We start from the raw sequence: 15486 nt of genomic DNA on the forward strand, positions 1-15486 counted from the left end.
CCCGCGCACTGCCTGCACTGGTCGCACTGGCGGCGACGCCACCAAGCCCGCGCCCGCACCTGCCACTACCAGCGACAATCCACCCGGAAACGATAAAGATCACCTTCTACGGCTGGAGTACTAAGCCGTTCACTGCGCGGCGATGGGGCGCCCTTCGTTCCACAGTTGGACGAAGTGCTGGGTGAACCGGTCGAACAGACCATCGCTCTGCTGCTTCCGAAGATGCAGCATGGGTGAATCGTGGCCGACCAGGTGTGCGAGGTGCGGTGTGACCAACATCTGATCATCGAAGATGAAGACGCTCATGGCAATGTGGTCGTCCCCGTACCGGGCTTCGACACCAGGTGCGTCCATGATCTTCTGTAGCTCGTCCAGCGTCACCCGGATACGCGTGCCCACGGTCAGGGCAACCTGCTCTTGCTCCTCGCGGCGTCGTGTCACTTCACTGGCAGGGTCACCGACCAGGAAGCGGACGCGACATCCGCGTTCGGCCTTGCTGCGAAGTGCGGTTCCGAGGTTGGGGATCTCCAGCCACAGAAAGTAGTTCGTGTAGCCGGCGAAGGTGAGGTCACGACGAGCTTCCTGGATCAGGTTGCGCCACACGGACTTGGGACAGTCTGATCGGTGAGGGTAGACCGCGAGGATCTCCCTGTCCGGTCCGGTCTTGACGTTCTTCCGGATGCTCTCGGGCCACAGCACGGCCTCATCAACTCCCAGCGCCTCGGCGGCCGCCCAGCGGTGGCGGGGATGCGGGACTCTGCTCTCATCGGCCACCACCCGAACGCGCGTCATCGGGGACGAATGCCTCGCGAGGTACGGCTCGGCGGAAGTCGGCAGGCGTCAGCCCTGCCATACGCTGCCGGTTTTGATCTCGCTGGTGCCGTTGCACATGCCGCATGGATCCATTTTCCGTGTTTGCCCACGTCACACCCCTCGTTGTCGGACCGGGAAATGATAAGCGGGCTACCTGCCGGGCTCTATGACGAATTACCGAACCGACATGATCGGCGCTGAGCCCGACGCACCGGTCAGGCGGGGGTGGGGACGAGTACGCGGATCGCGCATAGTTGGCGAACGGTCTCCGGTTCGGCGTTCGCAGCATCCCGATCACGGCAAGCCCCGGACGGCCAAGGAAGCAGGAGTCGACGCTGCAATGGCCTCAGGGGAACAGTCAGCCGGACCTCTGGGCACGTCGCTCCAGGTGGTCAGACGGGCAAGCGGTACACCAGTTCGTACAGGTGGGAGCCCTTGACGAGTACCGAGACCTCTACGGGCCGCTCGTCGTGCGAGTAGGCGACCCGGAACTGCCGGATCACCGGAACCTCTGGCAGTCCCAGCAGGTCGACCTCTTCGCTCGTTGGCGCACGCGAGGACACCGCGTCCACCAAGTGCTGCAGGCCGTACCCAAGATCGGCCAGAACGCGGTGGGCGCCGCCGGGGATCCTGCGTGGCCCAGCCAGTTCGGTACCGCCCGCCAACTCCAAGGGGTAGTACGACCGGTCGACCTCTACCGGCCGACCACCGTGGCGCAGCAATCGCCGACGCAGCAGCACCCGATCACCAGGGGCGATGCCGAACGCGTCGGCGACCTCATTCGGCGCCGGGACCTCCCCGACTTCCAGCAGCTCGTAGGAGTAGCCACCGGGGGTGGGCGGGAAGTAGGCCCCGACCGCTATCCGGAACGGCTGACGATCCCGGACGTAGACGCCCTTGCCTTGACGGCTCGTCAGGAAGCCCTCGGCTTTGAGTACCGCAAGAGCCTTTTGCACGGTCGTGTTGGAGACGCCGAACTCGGTGACCAGATGTGCTGTGGAGGGCAGTTGCGTGCCCGGCAACAGGTCTCCGGCCATGATCCGGGCCCGAATGTCCGCCGCCATCTGCTCATACGGAGGCCGGTCGTCCGCTCGTTGCGCCAACGCCCTCAACTCGCGATCAGCCGGTACCGGAGGTGACGCCCCTCCGCAAGCATCACCATGACCGACGCCTCGAACGCCATACCTTTGGCGTTTAGGCAGGTGCGCGACAGAACGATCACTGGTGTCTCCACCGGTACCCCCAACGTGGTGGCCTCATCCGCCGTTGCGGCCCGAAACGATATGTCCTCCCGCGCCTCGTGCACCGAGTGGCCCAGGCTCGCGAGCAGGGTTACGGCTCCACCTTTGATCTTGCCCATGGCGGCCAGAGCGGTGCCGCCTGCGATCTCGGCCGGGTACCACGAATCAGTCAGCTCGACGGGCTGACCGTCAAGGAGCATCGTTCTACGGCGCACGACGGCCGGAGCTTCCGGATCCAGCCTCAGCGCCGACCCTACGTCCGGGGGCGGAACCGCGACCGAGACCTCCCGCAACCGTTGCGTACCGACCCGGCCGGCCTGCGCGGCTTCCTCGGTCCATGCATCAGCCTGGCCCTCCTGCCGGGGCGACAGGTACGGCAGAGAACTCACGATCCACACGACGCTCCCCCTCGTGTCCTAGCACTTCTCGCGAAACCCATTATGGACGCTCTGATCCGCGGGCGAGCAGACTTGCCGATCATGCGCGCCAACGTGAGGCGCGGCGGCTGGGATGTGCGATTTCGATGCGCCACGGCCCTCCGGCTCCTCGCCATCGCGCCAGGTCAGCCAGTACCGGCGCAGGCTCCGCCCGCTCCACCAGACCCAGCCGCAGCAGAGCGGCACCGTCCAACGGCACGCGTCTCCTGCGGTCAGCTTCTCACGGTTCCACTTGTGCGCTTATCGCGATATCCATTAAAGTTCTAATGACTAGAGGTGATCGAATGATTACGCCAAGGCGCCATCGGAGGTTCGGATGAGCGCGGACACGGTGACTCCGGCCGGGCTGGAGGTGCGATTCCTGGCGGCGGCGACGGCTCCCGGGCAGGTTCGTACGCACCTGAGGTTCCGGCTCACGGAATGGGGGCTCCTGCACGTCGCGGACGACGTGTACCTGATCGCCACCGAGTTGATCACCAACGCGCTGGAGGCCACGCCCGACGGCGAGATCCGCGTGAGCTTCGCGCGCGAACGGCACAGCCTCCTACTCGGGGTCTGGGACCGCTCGGACAGGTCACCTGTGAGCAGGCGAGTCCCGGTCTCGCAGGCGGACGTCGCTCCCGATCCGGAGGCGCTGACCGTAGGGCACGACGACGGCACAGGCGGCTGGGGCCTGCCCATCGTGGAGGCGCTGTCGTCCGAGTGCGGGGTGCGCAGGACCGACCCGCGCGGCAAGTGGGTCTGCGAGGGTTTCGCTGTGAGCCGATCCGGTCACAGTGCGGGCCCTGCACGGGCGGGCAGGCGAGGTGTTGAGCGCCGATCTATTGTCAGTGCTTCACGCCGATTTATTGTCAGCGGCGGGCCCGGGCTGGGTGGTGTAGCAGCGTGGGCACGTCATAGTGGTGAGGCTGCTGGGGACCTTCCAGGCGTAGCGGCACAGGAAGGTACGGCGGCAGCTCACCGGGGTGTCGTTGGGGAGCAGCTCGCCGATCTCCAGCGGTCCGGCTCGGCCGCAGGTGCGGCAGGTCCATTCGGGCGGTGTTTGGATGCTGTCGACGGGTTGACCGTGGCGGTACGTGGTCGAGCTCCAGATCCGCATGGTTCCGTCACTGCCGATGTTGGCGCACTGCGCGCAGCGGATCCAGCGGGGATCACTCGCCATGGAGCGGTTGAGGGCGATTGATATCAGCATCCGGATCACGGGCAGAGCCTTCCTGGTCTGCGCAAGGCGGGGGTCAGCGGTCGGCGAGCTCGCGGCCGGCTGCGCGAAGGTCGCGCAACTCGGGGATGTGGTTGTACAGCGTCCCCGCGGAGACGCCCAGCAGCTTGGCGATCGAGGTGATGGAGTGCTGGGGGTTGGGGAGCATGTCGCGGGCGGCGCGCAGTAGGTCGTCGTTGACGACGGTGGGGCGTCCTCCGACGCGGCCGTGGGCGCGGGCGGCGGCCAGGCCCTCGCGGGTGCCTTGGACGATGAGTTCGCGGATGAACTCGGCCAGGGCGGCGAAGACGTGGAGGACCAGGCGGCCGCCGGGGGTGGTGGTGTCGAGGTTCTCGCGCAGGCTGGTGAATCCGATCTGGCGGGCGCGTAGCTCGGCGACCATGGCGATGAGGTCCTGCAGGGAGCGGCCGTAGCGGTCCAGGCTCGGGACGACAAGGGTGTCGCCGGCGTCGAGGAAGGCGTGGCAGGCCGTCAGTTCGGGGCGTTGGGCGGTGCGGCCGGATTTCTTGTCGGCGAACACCTTGCGGCATCCGGCGGCCTTGAGCGCGTCGATCTGCGGTTGCAGGTTCTGCCCGGTGGTGGAGACGCGGGCGTAGCCGATGCGGATCTGGGTGAGTTGGAGAGGGAAGGCGGTCAGCGGATCGGCCGGGAGTTCCAGCGCGGTCGTCGGGGTGGTGGTCACACCCCGGATCGTCTCAACAAACGGCGCTTGCGGCTTGTTGAACGGCCCAGTTTGTTGAAGGGGTTTCTGAAGGGATTTCCGGGGGCGCCGGATCGCCGCGAGTGTGTCGATTTCCGAAGTGGCCTGCACAGATGTCTGCAGTCATCTGCACGTAGTGGGATGAGGTCACGCGGGTGTCCGACGAGGCCCGACAACGCACAGTAATAGGGATGGTCGCGCAGGAGCCGATCAATCGTCGTCGGGTGCGTACTCGACGTAGAGAGGAGTAGCGAGGATCGCACGTCCCCAGATTTCGACCTTGGGCGTGGCCAGGACCCGCGCGTGTCCCCTGAGCGTCACCGGGCCCGCCGCCCAGCCGGAATGTGGTTCGACCGATCTGGCGGTGGGAGCCAAGTACCGGAGCGCTTGCACGAGGTTGTGGTCGCTGGAGCGTCTGGAGCGCGGAGGGGTGAACTCGCTCTCTGCGGCCTCGTCAGGTAGACGGGCGAGGCGTGCCGCGTACGCACGCACGGCCTCCACGTAGTAGGCGCCCACCGTCTTGATGTGCGAATCCGGCGGCTGCCAGCGGTCCAGGACGTTCGCGGAGGAGCCGATCAGGACGAACGGTGTTCCTTGGGGTCGGGCGGCGAAGTACACGAGCCCAGTGACCACCACCACCTCGTCATAGCTCATCCCGGCGGGTGCTGCGTCACCGTAGAAGAATTCGTCCTCGAACTGGACCCAGTCGCCCGCATGCAGTCGCTCGTCCGTGAACCACCTGACCTTCCGCTGCTGTTCGATCATTTCGATGACCGGGTCAAGCATGGTGACGGACGACTGGGGGGCGTCCCCCCGGGCCCGCGCGGGGAACAGCCTCGCCCAAAAAGGCCGGGAAGCGGGGCCTTGGCTGAAGGCGGGCCCACCGTTGACTCCCGCCTCGAAGCCGGCCTTCTTCCATATCTGCTGCGGGACCTGCGGGCTCAAGACCCGCATCTTGTTCTCGGACAGGTACAAAAGATCGCGAAACGGTGTGACTTGCTCGACTGGGGGATGGGGATCGTCATGGCTGCTAATCCATGCGCTTGCTTCGGTGTTCTTCACCGAGACCTGGACTTGCCGATATGACGCTGGGCGGCTGGCCGGCGTGTGTCGAATGACGTCCTCGAAGATCCGTTGGGAGGCGATCACGGCGAGTGCGCCGGATGATTGCGCCAGTGCTTGTTTGAGGGGGGTGGCCTCCAGCAGCCGGAAGGTGAAGTTGATCGCCTCGCCGACCACGCCGTGGTCGTCGCGGTGGATCTCCCCGGCGTGCAGCGCCATCCGCAGCCGGATCCGCGCCCGTTCGTCATGGATGTCGTTGTGTTCGGCCAGCGCTGCGGCCATCTGGTGGAGGACATCAACGACGAGGAACTTCTTAGGCACCTCTGGGGGCACGAGGATCATCGCCCCGTCGCCACGGTCTTCGTGGTAGCAGTCCTGCCATAGCACCCCCGCGCGGTCGAACGCACGATCGAGGGCCTGGTAGAGGCCTCGGCGTACCGCGAGTTGGTGGGGGTTGGTGCGGTGCTGATCGGTGAACTTTTCCACGTCGACGCAGACGATCGCCTGGTGCACCGCGGGCGGCTCGTTCATTCTGCCGGCTCCTTCTCCCGTTCGCTGCGCCTGGTCACGTGGTGGCGTTGCTGATCGCCTGGGTTTCTGATGCCTTGGGCGCGCGGTTGAGGACCCGGTACACCGTCGCCCTCCCGACGACGAAGACCTCCATCAGCTCGGCGATGGTGTAGTCGCCCGTGCCGTGCATGCGCACCAGTTCGGCCTGCTGGCGCGGGGTGAGCTTGGGCTGGCGGCCCTTGAGGCGTCCGCGGGAGCGGGCGATGGCCATGCCCTCGCGGGTGCGCATCTTGAGCAGGTCGGCTTCGAACTCGGCGAACACCGCGAGCATGTTGAAGAACACCTTCGACATCGGGTCGGTGGGGTCGTAGACGTTGCCGCCCAGCGACAGCCGGACGCCGCGGCCGGCCAGGGTGTCGCCGATGTCGCGGGCGTCCGGCACCGAGCGGGCGAGCCGATCGAGTTTGGGGACGACCAGGGTGTCGCCGGCGCGTACAGCCGCCAGGGCCTGGTCGAGGCCGGGACGGGCGCGGTTGGTGCCGGTGAGTCCTTGGTCGAGGTAGATCCGTTCCCCGGGGACGCCGAGACCGGCGAGGATCTCGCGTTGGGCGGTGAGGTCTTGCAGGACGGTTGAGCATCTGGCGTAGCCGATGAGTTCTCCCACCCGCCGATCGTATCGTTTAGCCCCCCATCACCGGACACTTTCGCGGACCACCTATGTGAGCCGGAGTCGTCGCAGGTGGCGATCCGACTCGTTGCGTGATCGCGGTCGTCCGGTGAGCGTTCCCCTAACGGACAGCCCCTCGCCCAAGCCACGACCTCACCGTTGCGCACACGAGTACGGACAAAAAGTGACCGTAGTGCACACGACTACGGACAGCAGGAGGATCCGAAGTTCTCTGCAAACCAGTCCATAACCCCAGGACAACCGTGCAGATGAGTTCGGACATCGACACGCCGCGAGTGATCTTCAGATAACGAAGGTTATTTGAAGACGTCGCCCATGCCGGGTTTCGTGAAATCGGTGTGGTCGGGTGCGTTCTGTGATGGTCTGCGAGGCATCCCAGTGTGTTGGCTGGTATGGCGGAGGTCGGCGTGCCGTGGGTCAGTCCGGAGCAGCGTGAGACCACCACTGCGCGGCTGCGTCAGTTGCGCCAGGCGGGAGATCTGTCGTCGGCGCACGTGCGGCTGGCCGCCGCCGGGCTGGGGGTCAGCGAGCGGACGGTGTGGCGGTGGCTGGGCGCGGGCGGCGCAGAGCGCCCGGGGCGGCCGGGCCGGGCGCCGTACCGGCTGACCGGTACCGACCGGGAGGCCTACGCCTAGTTTCGCGGGAACGTCGCCGCGGTGCACCGGGCGCGGGCCGCCGTGGTTTCGGGATCGGCCCGCGCCGCGGGGGTGGCGGTGCCGGACTTCCTGCGCGCCGGGTGGGCGGACGCGCCGCCGGTGTCGCTGCGGACGTTGCAGGAGTGCTTCGCCCGGGAGCTGACCCCGGCCGAGCGCGCGGCCTGGCGCACCGGGGAGGAAGGGCGCCGGGCGGCCGGGGTCTATCTCACCCGCCCGGCCGGGCGGCGGAACCAGACATGGGAACTGGACCACAAGCAGCTGCCGATTCTGGTGCTGCCGCCGCGCGGGCCTGCGGTGTGCCCGTGGCTGACCACGGTCGTGGACGATGGGACACGGGCCTTGGTGGGCTGGGCGATCGCGTTGACGCCGCATGCCGGGACGGTGCTGACCGCGATCCGGATGGCGTTGGTGTACGACCCGGCGAGGGGCCCGTTCGGTGCGGTGCCGGCGGGGTTCCGGATCGACCGCGGGTTGGAGTTCGCCGCCCGCGCGGTGCGTGATGTGTTCGCCGCGTTGTGCGTGGCCCCGCACCGGTTGCCCGCTCATCAGCCGCACCGCAAGGGCAAGGTGGAGCGGCTGCACGAGACCATCGACTCCACGCTGCTGTGCGGGCTGCCCGGATTCACCGAAGGCCCGCGCGATGCCGCCGGGAGGCTGTACGGGCCGCTGGATGACCGGGCGCCGGCACGTGCACGCGCCGCCGAGGCCGAGGTGCGGCCGATGCGGATCGAGCGGTTCGCCGAGACGCGTCACCGCGGTGACGCTGGCGTTCCCGAGCCGCCCGAGCATGCGGCTGGTCGCCGACGAACTGCTCAAGGCGCTGACCGGAGCGGCGGCCCCGCGCAGCCGCAACCGCTTCTACCTGACCGCCGCGCTGGTGGAGGAGCTGTCGGGGCCGCAGCGGCTGGTCGTCATCGATGAGGCGCAACGCCTCAACGGCGATTGCATCGAGCTGCTGCGGCACCTGCACGACCATCCCGACACCCGCTTCGCGCTGCTGTATGTCGGCGGGGACGGCTGCTGGGAGGTGCTCTCGCGCGAGCCGATGCTGGCCTCCCGGGTGTTCCGCCGCCTGCCGTTCAAGAAGCTGCCCCGCGACCAGGTCCCCGCGCTGATGCGCACCTACCACGCCATCTACGCGCCCGCCGCCGACGAGCTGCTGCTGGAGGTCGACGACGGCTACGGCCACGGCACGCTGCGCAACTGGGCCGCCTTCACCCAGACCGCCGCGATGCTGTGCGCCGAGTCCGGCCGCGACCAGCTGGACGCCGACGTGGTCGCCAACGCCTACGCGCTGCTGGGCGGAGGGCTGAATTGAGCCCGCACCCGCACCCGCAACCGCGTCCCCGTTCCGGTGTCCGCCCCGATCCCGATGACCCCTGGAACCTGCGGCCGATCACCCCGCACACCGGGCCGCCGTCTCCGCCCGCCGACCGGCCGCCGCCGCACCTGATGGTGGTCGACAACGCCGGTGACGACGTCGCCGCCGCCCGGCATCTGGCCGCCCTGGGCCACCCACCACACGGGCGGGTGGTGGTGCGCCCCACCCCCGGCGCCGGCGATGTGGCCACGCTCGGCCTGGACCTGCTGGTGGCGATCGGGAAACACCCCCGCGCGGCCAAGAACGAACGCCGCACCGGCTTCAGCTGGGAGCTGGGCACCGCCTGGCTGGAGGGCACCGGCGCCCGCGACGTCATCATCGACCGGGCCCACCTGCTCGGCGCCGACCAGCTCACCCGGCTCGCCGCCACCGCCATCACCATCGGCGCGAACCTGTGGCTGCTGTGGTCGACGCCGACCAACCCCTTCCACGACCACGCCGTGGCCCGCGCCCGCGGCCTGTTCGACGACCGCACCCAGATGCTGGACCTGTGGGAGTTCCAGCGCCGGCTGCCGCCGCCCGCCCGGCCGCCGCTGGCGGCCGGGCACACCGACCAGCGCACCTGGCCGGCGCTGCCCGCCGCCGACTTCACCACCTTCCTGGCCGCCTGCCGCCGCCGCCTGCCGCGCGAGCAGTTCGCGACCGTCCAGGCGGTGTTCTACGACACCGCCGAGGCCACCGATGCCTGGTACGAGGCCGTCCTGGACGACCCCGCCGGCCCCCACCTGCACCTCACCCACGGGCTGACCGGCGCGCAGGTGACCGGCGCGGTCACCGGGTGGCTGCGCGACCACACCGTCGGCCCCGCCCCCACCCCGCACGCCGCGCTGATCCGGCTGCGCGCCGTCCAGGCCGCCCTGCTGGTGCGCGGGATCCTGCTGCGTTGGCAGCCCGACGCGCTCGGCCCCGACCCCGCCCGCCGCCTGCCCGGCGACCTCACCCCCACCATCGCCGCGCGGCTGCACACCATCGCCCGCACCGACGCGGCCGCCGCCACCGCGCTGGCCCTGCACCTCAACCACACCGCCTCCCGCCTGGGCGAGCTGACCCTCGCCGACATCGCACCCGACGGAGCCCAAGTCCGCGGCCCCGGGGTCGGCCGCCCTCCGGCCCGCCGCGTCCACCGCCTGCCCAGCATCTTCGACGCCGCCCGTCCACGCGCCGAAGACACCGCCTGGCGGGAGGTGGCCGGCCCCGAACCGATCCTGGTCCCCCGCCACGCCCGCACCCTGCTGACCGCTCACCTGGCCTACCGGCGCGGCCAGGACGCCACCGACGACGACCCGCTGTTCCCCCACCCCCAGCACCGCAACCCGGTCACGATGCTGCGCGAGACGATCCGCCGCACCTGCCGCACCCTGGGCCTGGACCCGCCGTGGATGCACCCCGGCAGCTGCGTCAACGGCCTGGACGTCGGCCAGATCCCCCGCACCGTGGGATGGCTGGTCGAACGCGGTCTGACCGTCACCGCCCTCGACCCCGACCTGGCCGCCGCGCTGACCCTGCAGCACCTGGACCTCACCGACAACCGGCCCCGCTGGATCACCCGCACTCCCCACGCCCGGGCGCTCCCGCCTGATGCGCCGACGCCGGGGCCGGCCTCCGACATCGACCAGTCCCCATGACCCAGCAGCCCGGCACGCCTCCGCCCGCCATGGACTTCACCGACCGGCTGCGCGCCAGCGGCCTGTCGCTGTGGGAACTGGGCGACCTGCTGGGCATCCACCCCCACTACCTCCGCGGCCAACAACCCGATCTGCACGAACGCTCGGTCACCGTGCTCATCGAGATCTGCCGACGCCTCGACGCCCATCCCACCGACCTGGTGCCCGCGCTGGAAGGCATCCTGCGCAACCAGCGCCGCACCGCACCCGCCAGCCGGGAACCCGACATCGACCAGGACGCCCGGACGGTGCTGACCGCGTTGACCGTCGCGGCCGTCCCGCTCACCCGCGACGCACTCGCCCAGGCGCTGGACTGGACACTCCACCGCGCCCAGCAGGCACTCGACCACGCCTTGAACCATCCCCAGCTCGCCGGGCCGCTCGCGCTGCGCCGGGTCCCGCCCGACGCCTACACCCTCACACCCCGCCTGGACGCGCTGACCACCGAGCAACACCACGCCCTGGCCGGCGCCACCCGCCACCACGCCACCCTCACCGAGCACGAGGCCACCGTCCTGCTCGCCGCGATCGGCGTCAACCGCTGGCCATACGAAACCAACTGGAACGCGCTCCGCACCGACCCGCGCTACCAAGCCACGATCGCCGCGCTGAAAGAGGCCGGGATCCTCTACAGCGACAGCGGCCCCCACCGCATCGGCGTGCACCCCGACGTGCTGTTCAGCCTGCGCTACGAAGACGACACCCGACTCGCCCGCCAACTCGGCGAGGACGTGCCGTTCAACCCCCACCGGGACCCGTGGCCCGGCGCCGTCGAGACCAACCCGGACGGCACCGTCACCGACGGCCCCGCGCACTGACAACCACTCCGCGCCGACCACTGACAACCAGTCCGCGTTCCCACTGACATTTAATCCGCGCTCAACACGAGGGTCAGCGGCAGACTCGGTGTAGGCGCTGCGGTCCGCGAGTGCTACCTGGGCATCACTGATGCCCAGGTAGCGCGCGATGGGTCAGGCGCCTTTCCACTGGGGCGGGCGCTTCTCGGCGAAGGCCCTCGGGCCTTCCTGGGCGTCCTCGCTGTTGTAGCAGAGCTCGGAGGCGTGCCTGGCCGCCTTGAGCGCCGCCGAACGGCCCATCTCCGTGGAGAGCATCACCGTCTCCCGCGCCGCCTGCACCGACAGCGGGGCGCCGTCGAGGATCTCCTTGGCCAGCGCGAGCGCGGCGTCCATCAGGTCCTCGGGCTCGGCGAGCCGGTTGACCAGGCCGATCTCGTACGCCCGCTGCGCGGTGATCGGCTTGCCGGTGAGCAGGATCTCCATCATGATCCGCTGCGGGATCATGTGGATCAGCGGCGAGGCCCACGGCGAGCTGCGGCCCACCTTGACCTCGGTCACCGCGAACCGCGCGGCGGTGCTCGCCACGCACAGGTCGCACGCCTGGGCGATCATCCAGCCGCCCGCGAACGCGACCCCGTTGACCGCCGCGATGGTGGGCTTGGACAGCTCGACCGTGTCGTAGGGCAGCGGGAACATGTCGCGGGGCGGGGTCTTCAGGCCGGTCTCGACCATCTCCTTGAGATCGCCGCCGGCGCAGAACGCCTTCTCCCCCGCGCCCGTGAGGATGGCCACGCGCAGCGCCGGGTCGCGCTCGAAGCGGTCCCAGGCGGCGTACAGGCCCTCCCGGATGTCCCGGGCCAGGCAGTTGCGGGTCTCCGGACGGTTCAGGGTGATGACGGCGATGCCGTCGTCCCGGGCGTCGAAGAGTACGGCGTCGCTCATCAGAACCCTCTCTGCTCGATGGTGTGGGCCTCGCGCTCCAGCGTCTCCCGGAAGTCGGGATGGGCGATGGCGACCAGCCGGCGGGCGCGCTCGGCGAGGGTCCGGCCCTTGAGCTCGGCCGCGCCGAACTCGGTGACGATCACGTCCACGTCGCTGCGCGCCGTGGTGACCGGCCCGGACAGGCCGGCGGTGATCCGGCTGACGGTGCCACCCTTGGCGGTGGCGGGCAGCGCGATGATGGCGTGCCCGCCCGGGGAGCGGGCGCCGGCGCGGACGAAGTCGACCTGGCCGCCGGTGCCGCCGAGGTAGGCCGCGCCGCTCTGCTCGGCGTTGACCTGGCCCGTGAGGTCGACCTCCACCGCCGAGTTGATGGTCACCAGCCGGTCCAGCCGGGCGAGCACGGCCGGATCGTGGGTGTAGGACGTGGCGCACATGCGGACCCGCGGGTTGCGGTGGGCGAAGTCGTACAGGCGCGCGGTGCCGATCAGGGCCCCGTTGATCGAGATCCCCTTGTCGATGCGCTTGCGGGCGTTGGTGATGACGCCCGCCTCGACCAGGTCGACCAGCCCGTCGCCGAGCATGCCCGAGTGCACGCCGAGGTCCTTGCGGTCGTGCAGCAGCCGGAGGATGGCGTCCGGGACGGCGCCGACCCCGGTCTGGATGACCGAGCCGTCCCCGATGTAGGCGGCGGCGTGCTTGGCGATGGCCTCGTCGGTCGGGCCGATCCGGGCCGGCGGCACCTCGACGGGCGGGCGCGAGACGTGCACGGCGTAGTCGATCTCGCTCCCGGACAGCAGCCCGCCGTGGGTGAAGGGGACCTGCTCGTTCACCTCGGCGACGACGACGCGCGCCTTGGCGACGGCGGCGTGCACGTAGTCGCTGATCAGGCCGCAGCTGTGGTCGCCGTTGGCGTCGGCCGGGCTGACCTGGACGAAGGCCACGTCGCACCCGATGAGCCCCTCCTCGATCATCGGGCCGACCTGGCTGACGTGGCAGGGGACCACGCTGAGCCGGTGCTCCTTGGCCAGCGCGCGCAGCGTGCCGATCGCGCCCATGCTGGACACGGTGAAGGCGTCCGCCGCCGCGGGGGTGAAGAGGCCGGAGAAGCTGGTGGCGATGAACGCGGACAGCCCGCCGATGGCGCCGCCCTGCTCGATCAGCGCCTCGACCAGCGTGGTGGGTTCGCCGCACGCCTGGCCCATGACGATGCGGTCGCCGGGGCGCAGGATCTTGGTGAGGTCCAGGTCGGAGATGACCTTCACGCGCGTCCTCCCGAGGCCAGCAGCGCCCGGGCGCGGGCCAGGTGCGGGCGGTCGAGCATGGCGCCCTTGTGCCCGATGGTCCCGGCGCCGGGGTTGGCGGCGAACAGGTCGACGATCTCCTGGGCGGCGGCCAGCTCCTCCTCGGTGGGGGTGAACGCCTCGTTGATGACGTCGACCTGGGCGGGGTGGATGGCGAGCATGCCGCGGTAGCCGTCCCGGCGCACCTTCTCGGCCCGCCTGCGCAGCCCGTCCAGGTCGCGGAAGTCGCCCTGGATGGTGTCGACGGCCTCCACCCCGGCGGCGGCCGCGCCCAGGAGGCACAGGCTGCGCGCCAGCTCGTAGGTGAAGCCGTAGCTTCCGTCGAGCTCGCGGTTCTCGCTGGCGCCGACGGCGTCGGCGAGGTCCTCCGCGCCCCAGGTCAGGGCGACCACCCGCGGGGCGCCCTTGTAGGTGCCGGTGGTGAACATGGCCTCGGCCGTCTCGGTCACCAGCACGATGACCTTCGTCGAGCCCTCCTCGATGCCGGCGGAGACCTCCAGCGCCGAGAGGTAGTGGTCGAGCCGCTCCACGTCCTCGCGGCCGCGCGCCTTGGGCAGCATGATGCCGCCGGGCCGCGCGGGGACCACCGCGGCGAGGTCGGCCAGGGTGTGGGGGCCGTCCAGGGGGTTGACCCGCACCCACAGCCGCGCCCGGTCCGCCACGGGACGGGACCCGAGGAAGGCCGAGATCATCTCGCGGGACCTGGGCTTCTCGTCTTCGGCCACCGCGTCCTCAAGGTCGAAGATGACGACGTCCGCCGGGCCGGCGGTGGCCTTTTCCATCTTCTTCTCGCTGTCGCCGGGGGCGAACAGCCAGGAACGCGCGCTGAAGGTCTCTCCGATGCCGGTCATCTTCTACTACTACTCCTCCGGGGGGCCGGTGCCGTTCCGCCGTCAGTACGACTTGGGCAGGTCGAGCACCTTCTCGGCCAGGAAGTTCAGGATCATGTGCGGGCTCACCGGCGCGGTGCGCGGGATGAGGATCTCCCGGAGATAGCGTTCCACGTGGTACTCCTGGGCGTACCCCATGCCCCCCAGGGTGAGCATCGCGGTGTGGCACGCCTCGAACCCGGCCTCGGCGGCGAGGTACTTGCCGGCGTTGGCCTCGACGCCGCAGTCCACGCCCTTGTCGAAGAGCGTGGCCGCCTTCATCACCATCAGGTTCGCGGCCTCCAGCTGCGCCCAGCACTTGGCCAGCGGGTGCTGGATGCCCTGGTTCATGCCGATGGGCCGGTCGAAGACGACGCGCTCCTTGGCGTACCGGGAGGCGCGCTTGATCGCGGCGCGGCCGAGCCCGATCGCCTCGGCGGCCAGCAGGATCCGCTCCGGGTTGAGACCGTGCAGGATGATCTTGAATCCGTCGCCCTCGGCCCCGATCCGGTCCTCCTCGGGGATCCACAGGTCGGAGATGAACAGCATGTTGGAGTCGACCGCGTGCCGCCCCATCTTCGCGATCTTGCGGACCTCGATCTTCGACCGGTCGAGATCGGTGAAGAACAGCGACAGCCCCTCGGTCTTGCGCTTCACCTGGTCCAGCGGGGTGGTGCGGGCGAGCAGCATCATCTTGTTCGCCACCTGGGCGACGGAGATCCAGATCTTCTCCCCGTTGACCAGGTAGCCGCCCTCGCGCCGCTCCGCCCGGGTCTTCAGCTTCGTGGTGTCGAGCCCGGTGTTGGGCTCGGTCACCGCGAAGCAGATGCGGTCCGTGCCGGCGAGCACCGGCGGGATCATGCGCCGCCGCTGCTCCTCGGTGCCGAACAGCGCCACCGGCTGCATGCTGAACACCGGGCCGTGGATGCTGGACGCGGCCGACATCCCGCCGCCCGACTCGGACACGGCCGTCATCATGATCGCCGCCTCGGTGATGCCGAGGCCCGCGCCGCCGACCTCCTCCGGCATGGCCACGCCGAGCCAGCCGGCCTCGGCCATCGCCTTGTGGAAGTCGAGCGGGAAGACGCCTTCGTGGTCGCGTTCGAGCCAGTAGTCGTCGTCGTACTGGGAGCAGAAGTCGAGCACCCCGTCCCGAATGGCCTGCTGGTCTTCTGTGAGGGAGAAATCCACGGTCCCGATCCTTGT

15 protein-coding genes and 1 pseudogene are annotated in these 15486 nt (G+C 69.7%); 5 read left to right on the top strand and 11 right to left on the bottom strand.

All coding sequences use genetic code 11. The features are described 5' to 3' along the window. Positions 1-129: 129 nt before the first annotated feature. From ACFPZN_RS49005 to ACFPZN_RS49015, 3 genes are all read right to left on the bottom strand, one after another. Positions 130-774, bottom strand: a complete 645-nt coding sequence (locus ACFPZN_RS49005; RefSeq protein ID WP_378290803.1) for a DUF5919 domain-containing protein — start codon at positions 772-774, stop codon at positions 130-132. A gap of 431 nt (positions 775-1205) precedes the next feature. Next, on the bottom strand, positions 1206-1877 hold the full coding sequence (locus ACFPZN_RS49010) for a GntR family transcriptional regulator (RefSeq protein WP_378290805.1): 672 nt from the start codon (positions 1875-1877) through the stop codon (positions 1206-1208). A gap of 44 nt (positions 1878-1921) precedes the next feature. Continuing rightward, entirely contained in the window at positions 1922-2452 is a 531-nt protein-coding gene (locus tag ACFPZN_RS49015) for a GntR family transcriptional regulator (RefSeq protein WP_378290807.1), read from the bottom strand. Between the two features lie 355 nt (positions 2453-2807). On the opposite strand from ACFPZN_RS49015, the pseudogene ACFPZN_RS49020 reads away from it, so the two are divergent. Further along, a pseudogene (locus ACFPZN_RS49020) lies at positions 2808-3221 on the top strand (ATP-binding protein); the annotation flags it as partial. A gap of 105 nt (positions 3222-3326) precedes the next feature. Here the strand turns inward: ACFPZN_RS49020 and ACFPZN_RS49025 are convergent. The 4 genes from ACFPZN_RS49025 to ACFPZN_RS49040 form a co-directional block, all read right to left on the bottom strand. Continuing rightward, complete coding sequence (locus tag ACFPZN_RS49025; protein ID WP_378290860.1) at positions 3327-3653, bottom strand: hypothetical protein; 327 nt, start codon at positions 3651-3653, stop codon at positions 3327-3329. Positions 3654-3726: 73 nt separating this feature from the next. After that, positions 3727-4392 carry a recombinase family protein gene (locus ACFPZN_RS49030; RefSeq protein ID WP_417281735.1) on the bottom strand — a complete coding sequence of 222 codons (666 nt, stop codon included), beginning with the start codon at positions 4390-4392 and terminating at the stop codon, positions 3727-3729. A 228-nt stretch (positions 4393-4620) separates the two neighbouring features. Continuing rightward, a complete protein-coding gene (locus ACFPZN_RS49035; protein WP_378290809.1) occupies positions 4621-6003 on the bottom strand; it encodes an SAVMC3_10250 family protein in 1383 nt (460 codons plus the stop codon). Positions 6004-6037: 34 nt separating this feature from the next. After that, positions 6038-6646 (bottom strand): recombinase family protein, encoded by a 609-nt coding sequence (locus ACFPZN_RS49040; protein ID WP_378290811.1) that lies wholly within the window; start codon positions 6644-6646, stop codon positions 6038-6040. Between the two features lie 431 nt (positions 6647-7077). Here ACFPZN_RS49040 and ACFPZN_RS49045 point away from each other — a divergent pair, with 431 nt between their 5' ends. From ACFPZN_RS49045 to ACFPZN_RS49060, 4 genes are all read left to right on the top strand, one after another. Beyond that, entirely contained in the window at positions 7078-7305 is a 228-nt protein-coding gene (locus ACFPZN_RS49045) for a hypothetical protein (protein ID WP_378290813.1), read from the top strand. 778 nt (positions 7306-8083) lie between these two features. After that, positions 8084-8644, top strand: coding sequence for an AAA family ATPase (locus tag ACFPZN_RS49050; protein ID WP_378290815.1), 561 nt, complete (start codon positions 8084-8086; stop codon positions 8642-8644). Beyond that, entirely contained in the window at positions 8641-10332 is a 1692-nt protein-coding gene (locus tag ACFPZN_RS49055) for a hypothetical protein (protein WP_378290817.1), read from the top strand. Before ACFPZN_RS49050 ends, ACFPZN_RS49055 begins: the two co-directional genes overlap by 4 nt. Further along, entirely contained in the window at positions 10329-11189 is an 861-nt protein-coding gene (locus ACFPZN_RS49060) for a hypothetical protein (RefSeq protein WP_378290819.1), read from the top strand. The genes ACFPZN_RS49055 and ACFPZN_RS49060 overlap by 4 nt, the downstream gene beginning before the upstream one ends. Positions 11190-11342: 153 nt before the next feature. On the opposite strand, the gene ACFPZN_RS49065 is transcribed toward ACFPZN_RS49060, so the two are convergent. From ACFPZN_RS49065 to ACFPZN_RS49080, 4 genes are read right to left on the bottom strand one after another with little or no spacing between them, the layout of a single operon-like run. Beyond that, positions 11343-12110 carry an enoyl-CoA hydratase/isomerase family protein gene (locus tag ACFPZN_RS49065; protein ID WP_378290821.1) on the bottom strand — a complete coding sequence of 256 codons (768 nt, stop codon included), beginning with the start codon at positions 12108-12110 and terminating at the stop codon, positions 11343-11345. Next, entirely contained in the window at positions 12110-13372 is a 1263-nt protein-coding gene (locus ACFPZN_RS49070; protein WP_378290823.1) for an acetyl-CoA hydrolase/transferase family protein, read from the bottom strand. The genes ACFPZN_RS49065 and ACFPZN_RS49070 overlap by 1 nt, the downstream gene beginning before the upstream one ends. Further along, positions 13369-14262: an HpcH/HpaI aldolase/citrate lyase family protein gene (locus ACFPZN_RS49075; protein ID WP_378290826.1), complete on the bottom strand. Its 894-nt coding sequence runs from the start codon at positions 14260-14262 to the stop codon at positions 13369-13371. Before ACFPZN_RS49075 ends, ACFPZN_RS49070 begins: the two co-directional genes overlap by 4 nt. A gap of 42 nt (positions 14263-14304) precedes the next feature. Then, the gene (locus ACFPZN_RS49080) at positions 14305-15471 is read right to left on the bottom strand and encodes an acyl-CoA dehydrogenase family protein (protein WP_378290828.1); all 1167 of its coding nucleotides are present in this window, start codon (positions 15469-15471) and stop codon (positions 14305-14307) included. Positions 15472-15486: the final 15 nt, after the last annotated feature.

This window comes from Actinomadura rugatobispora (assembly GCF_042656285.1).
In the GTDB taxonomy this organism is placed as follows: domain Bacteria; phylum Actinomycetota; class Actinomycetes; order Streptosporangiales; family Streptosporangiaceae; genus Spirillospora; species Spirillospora rugatobispora.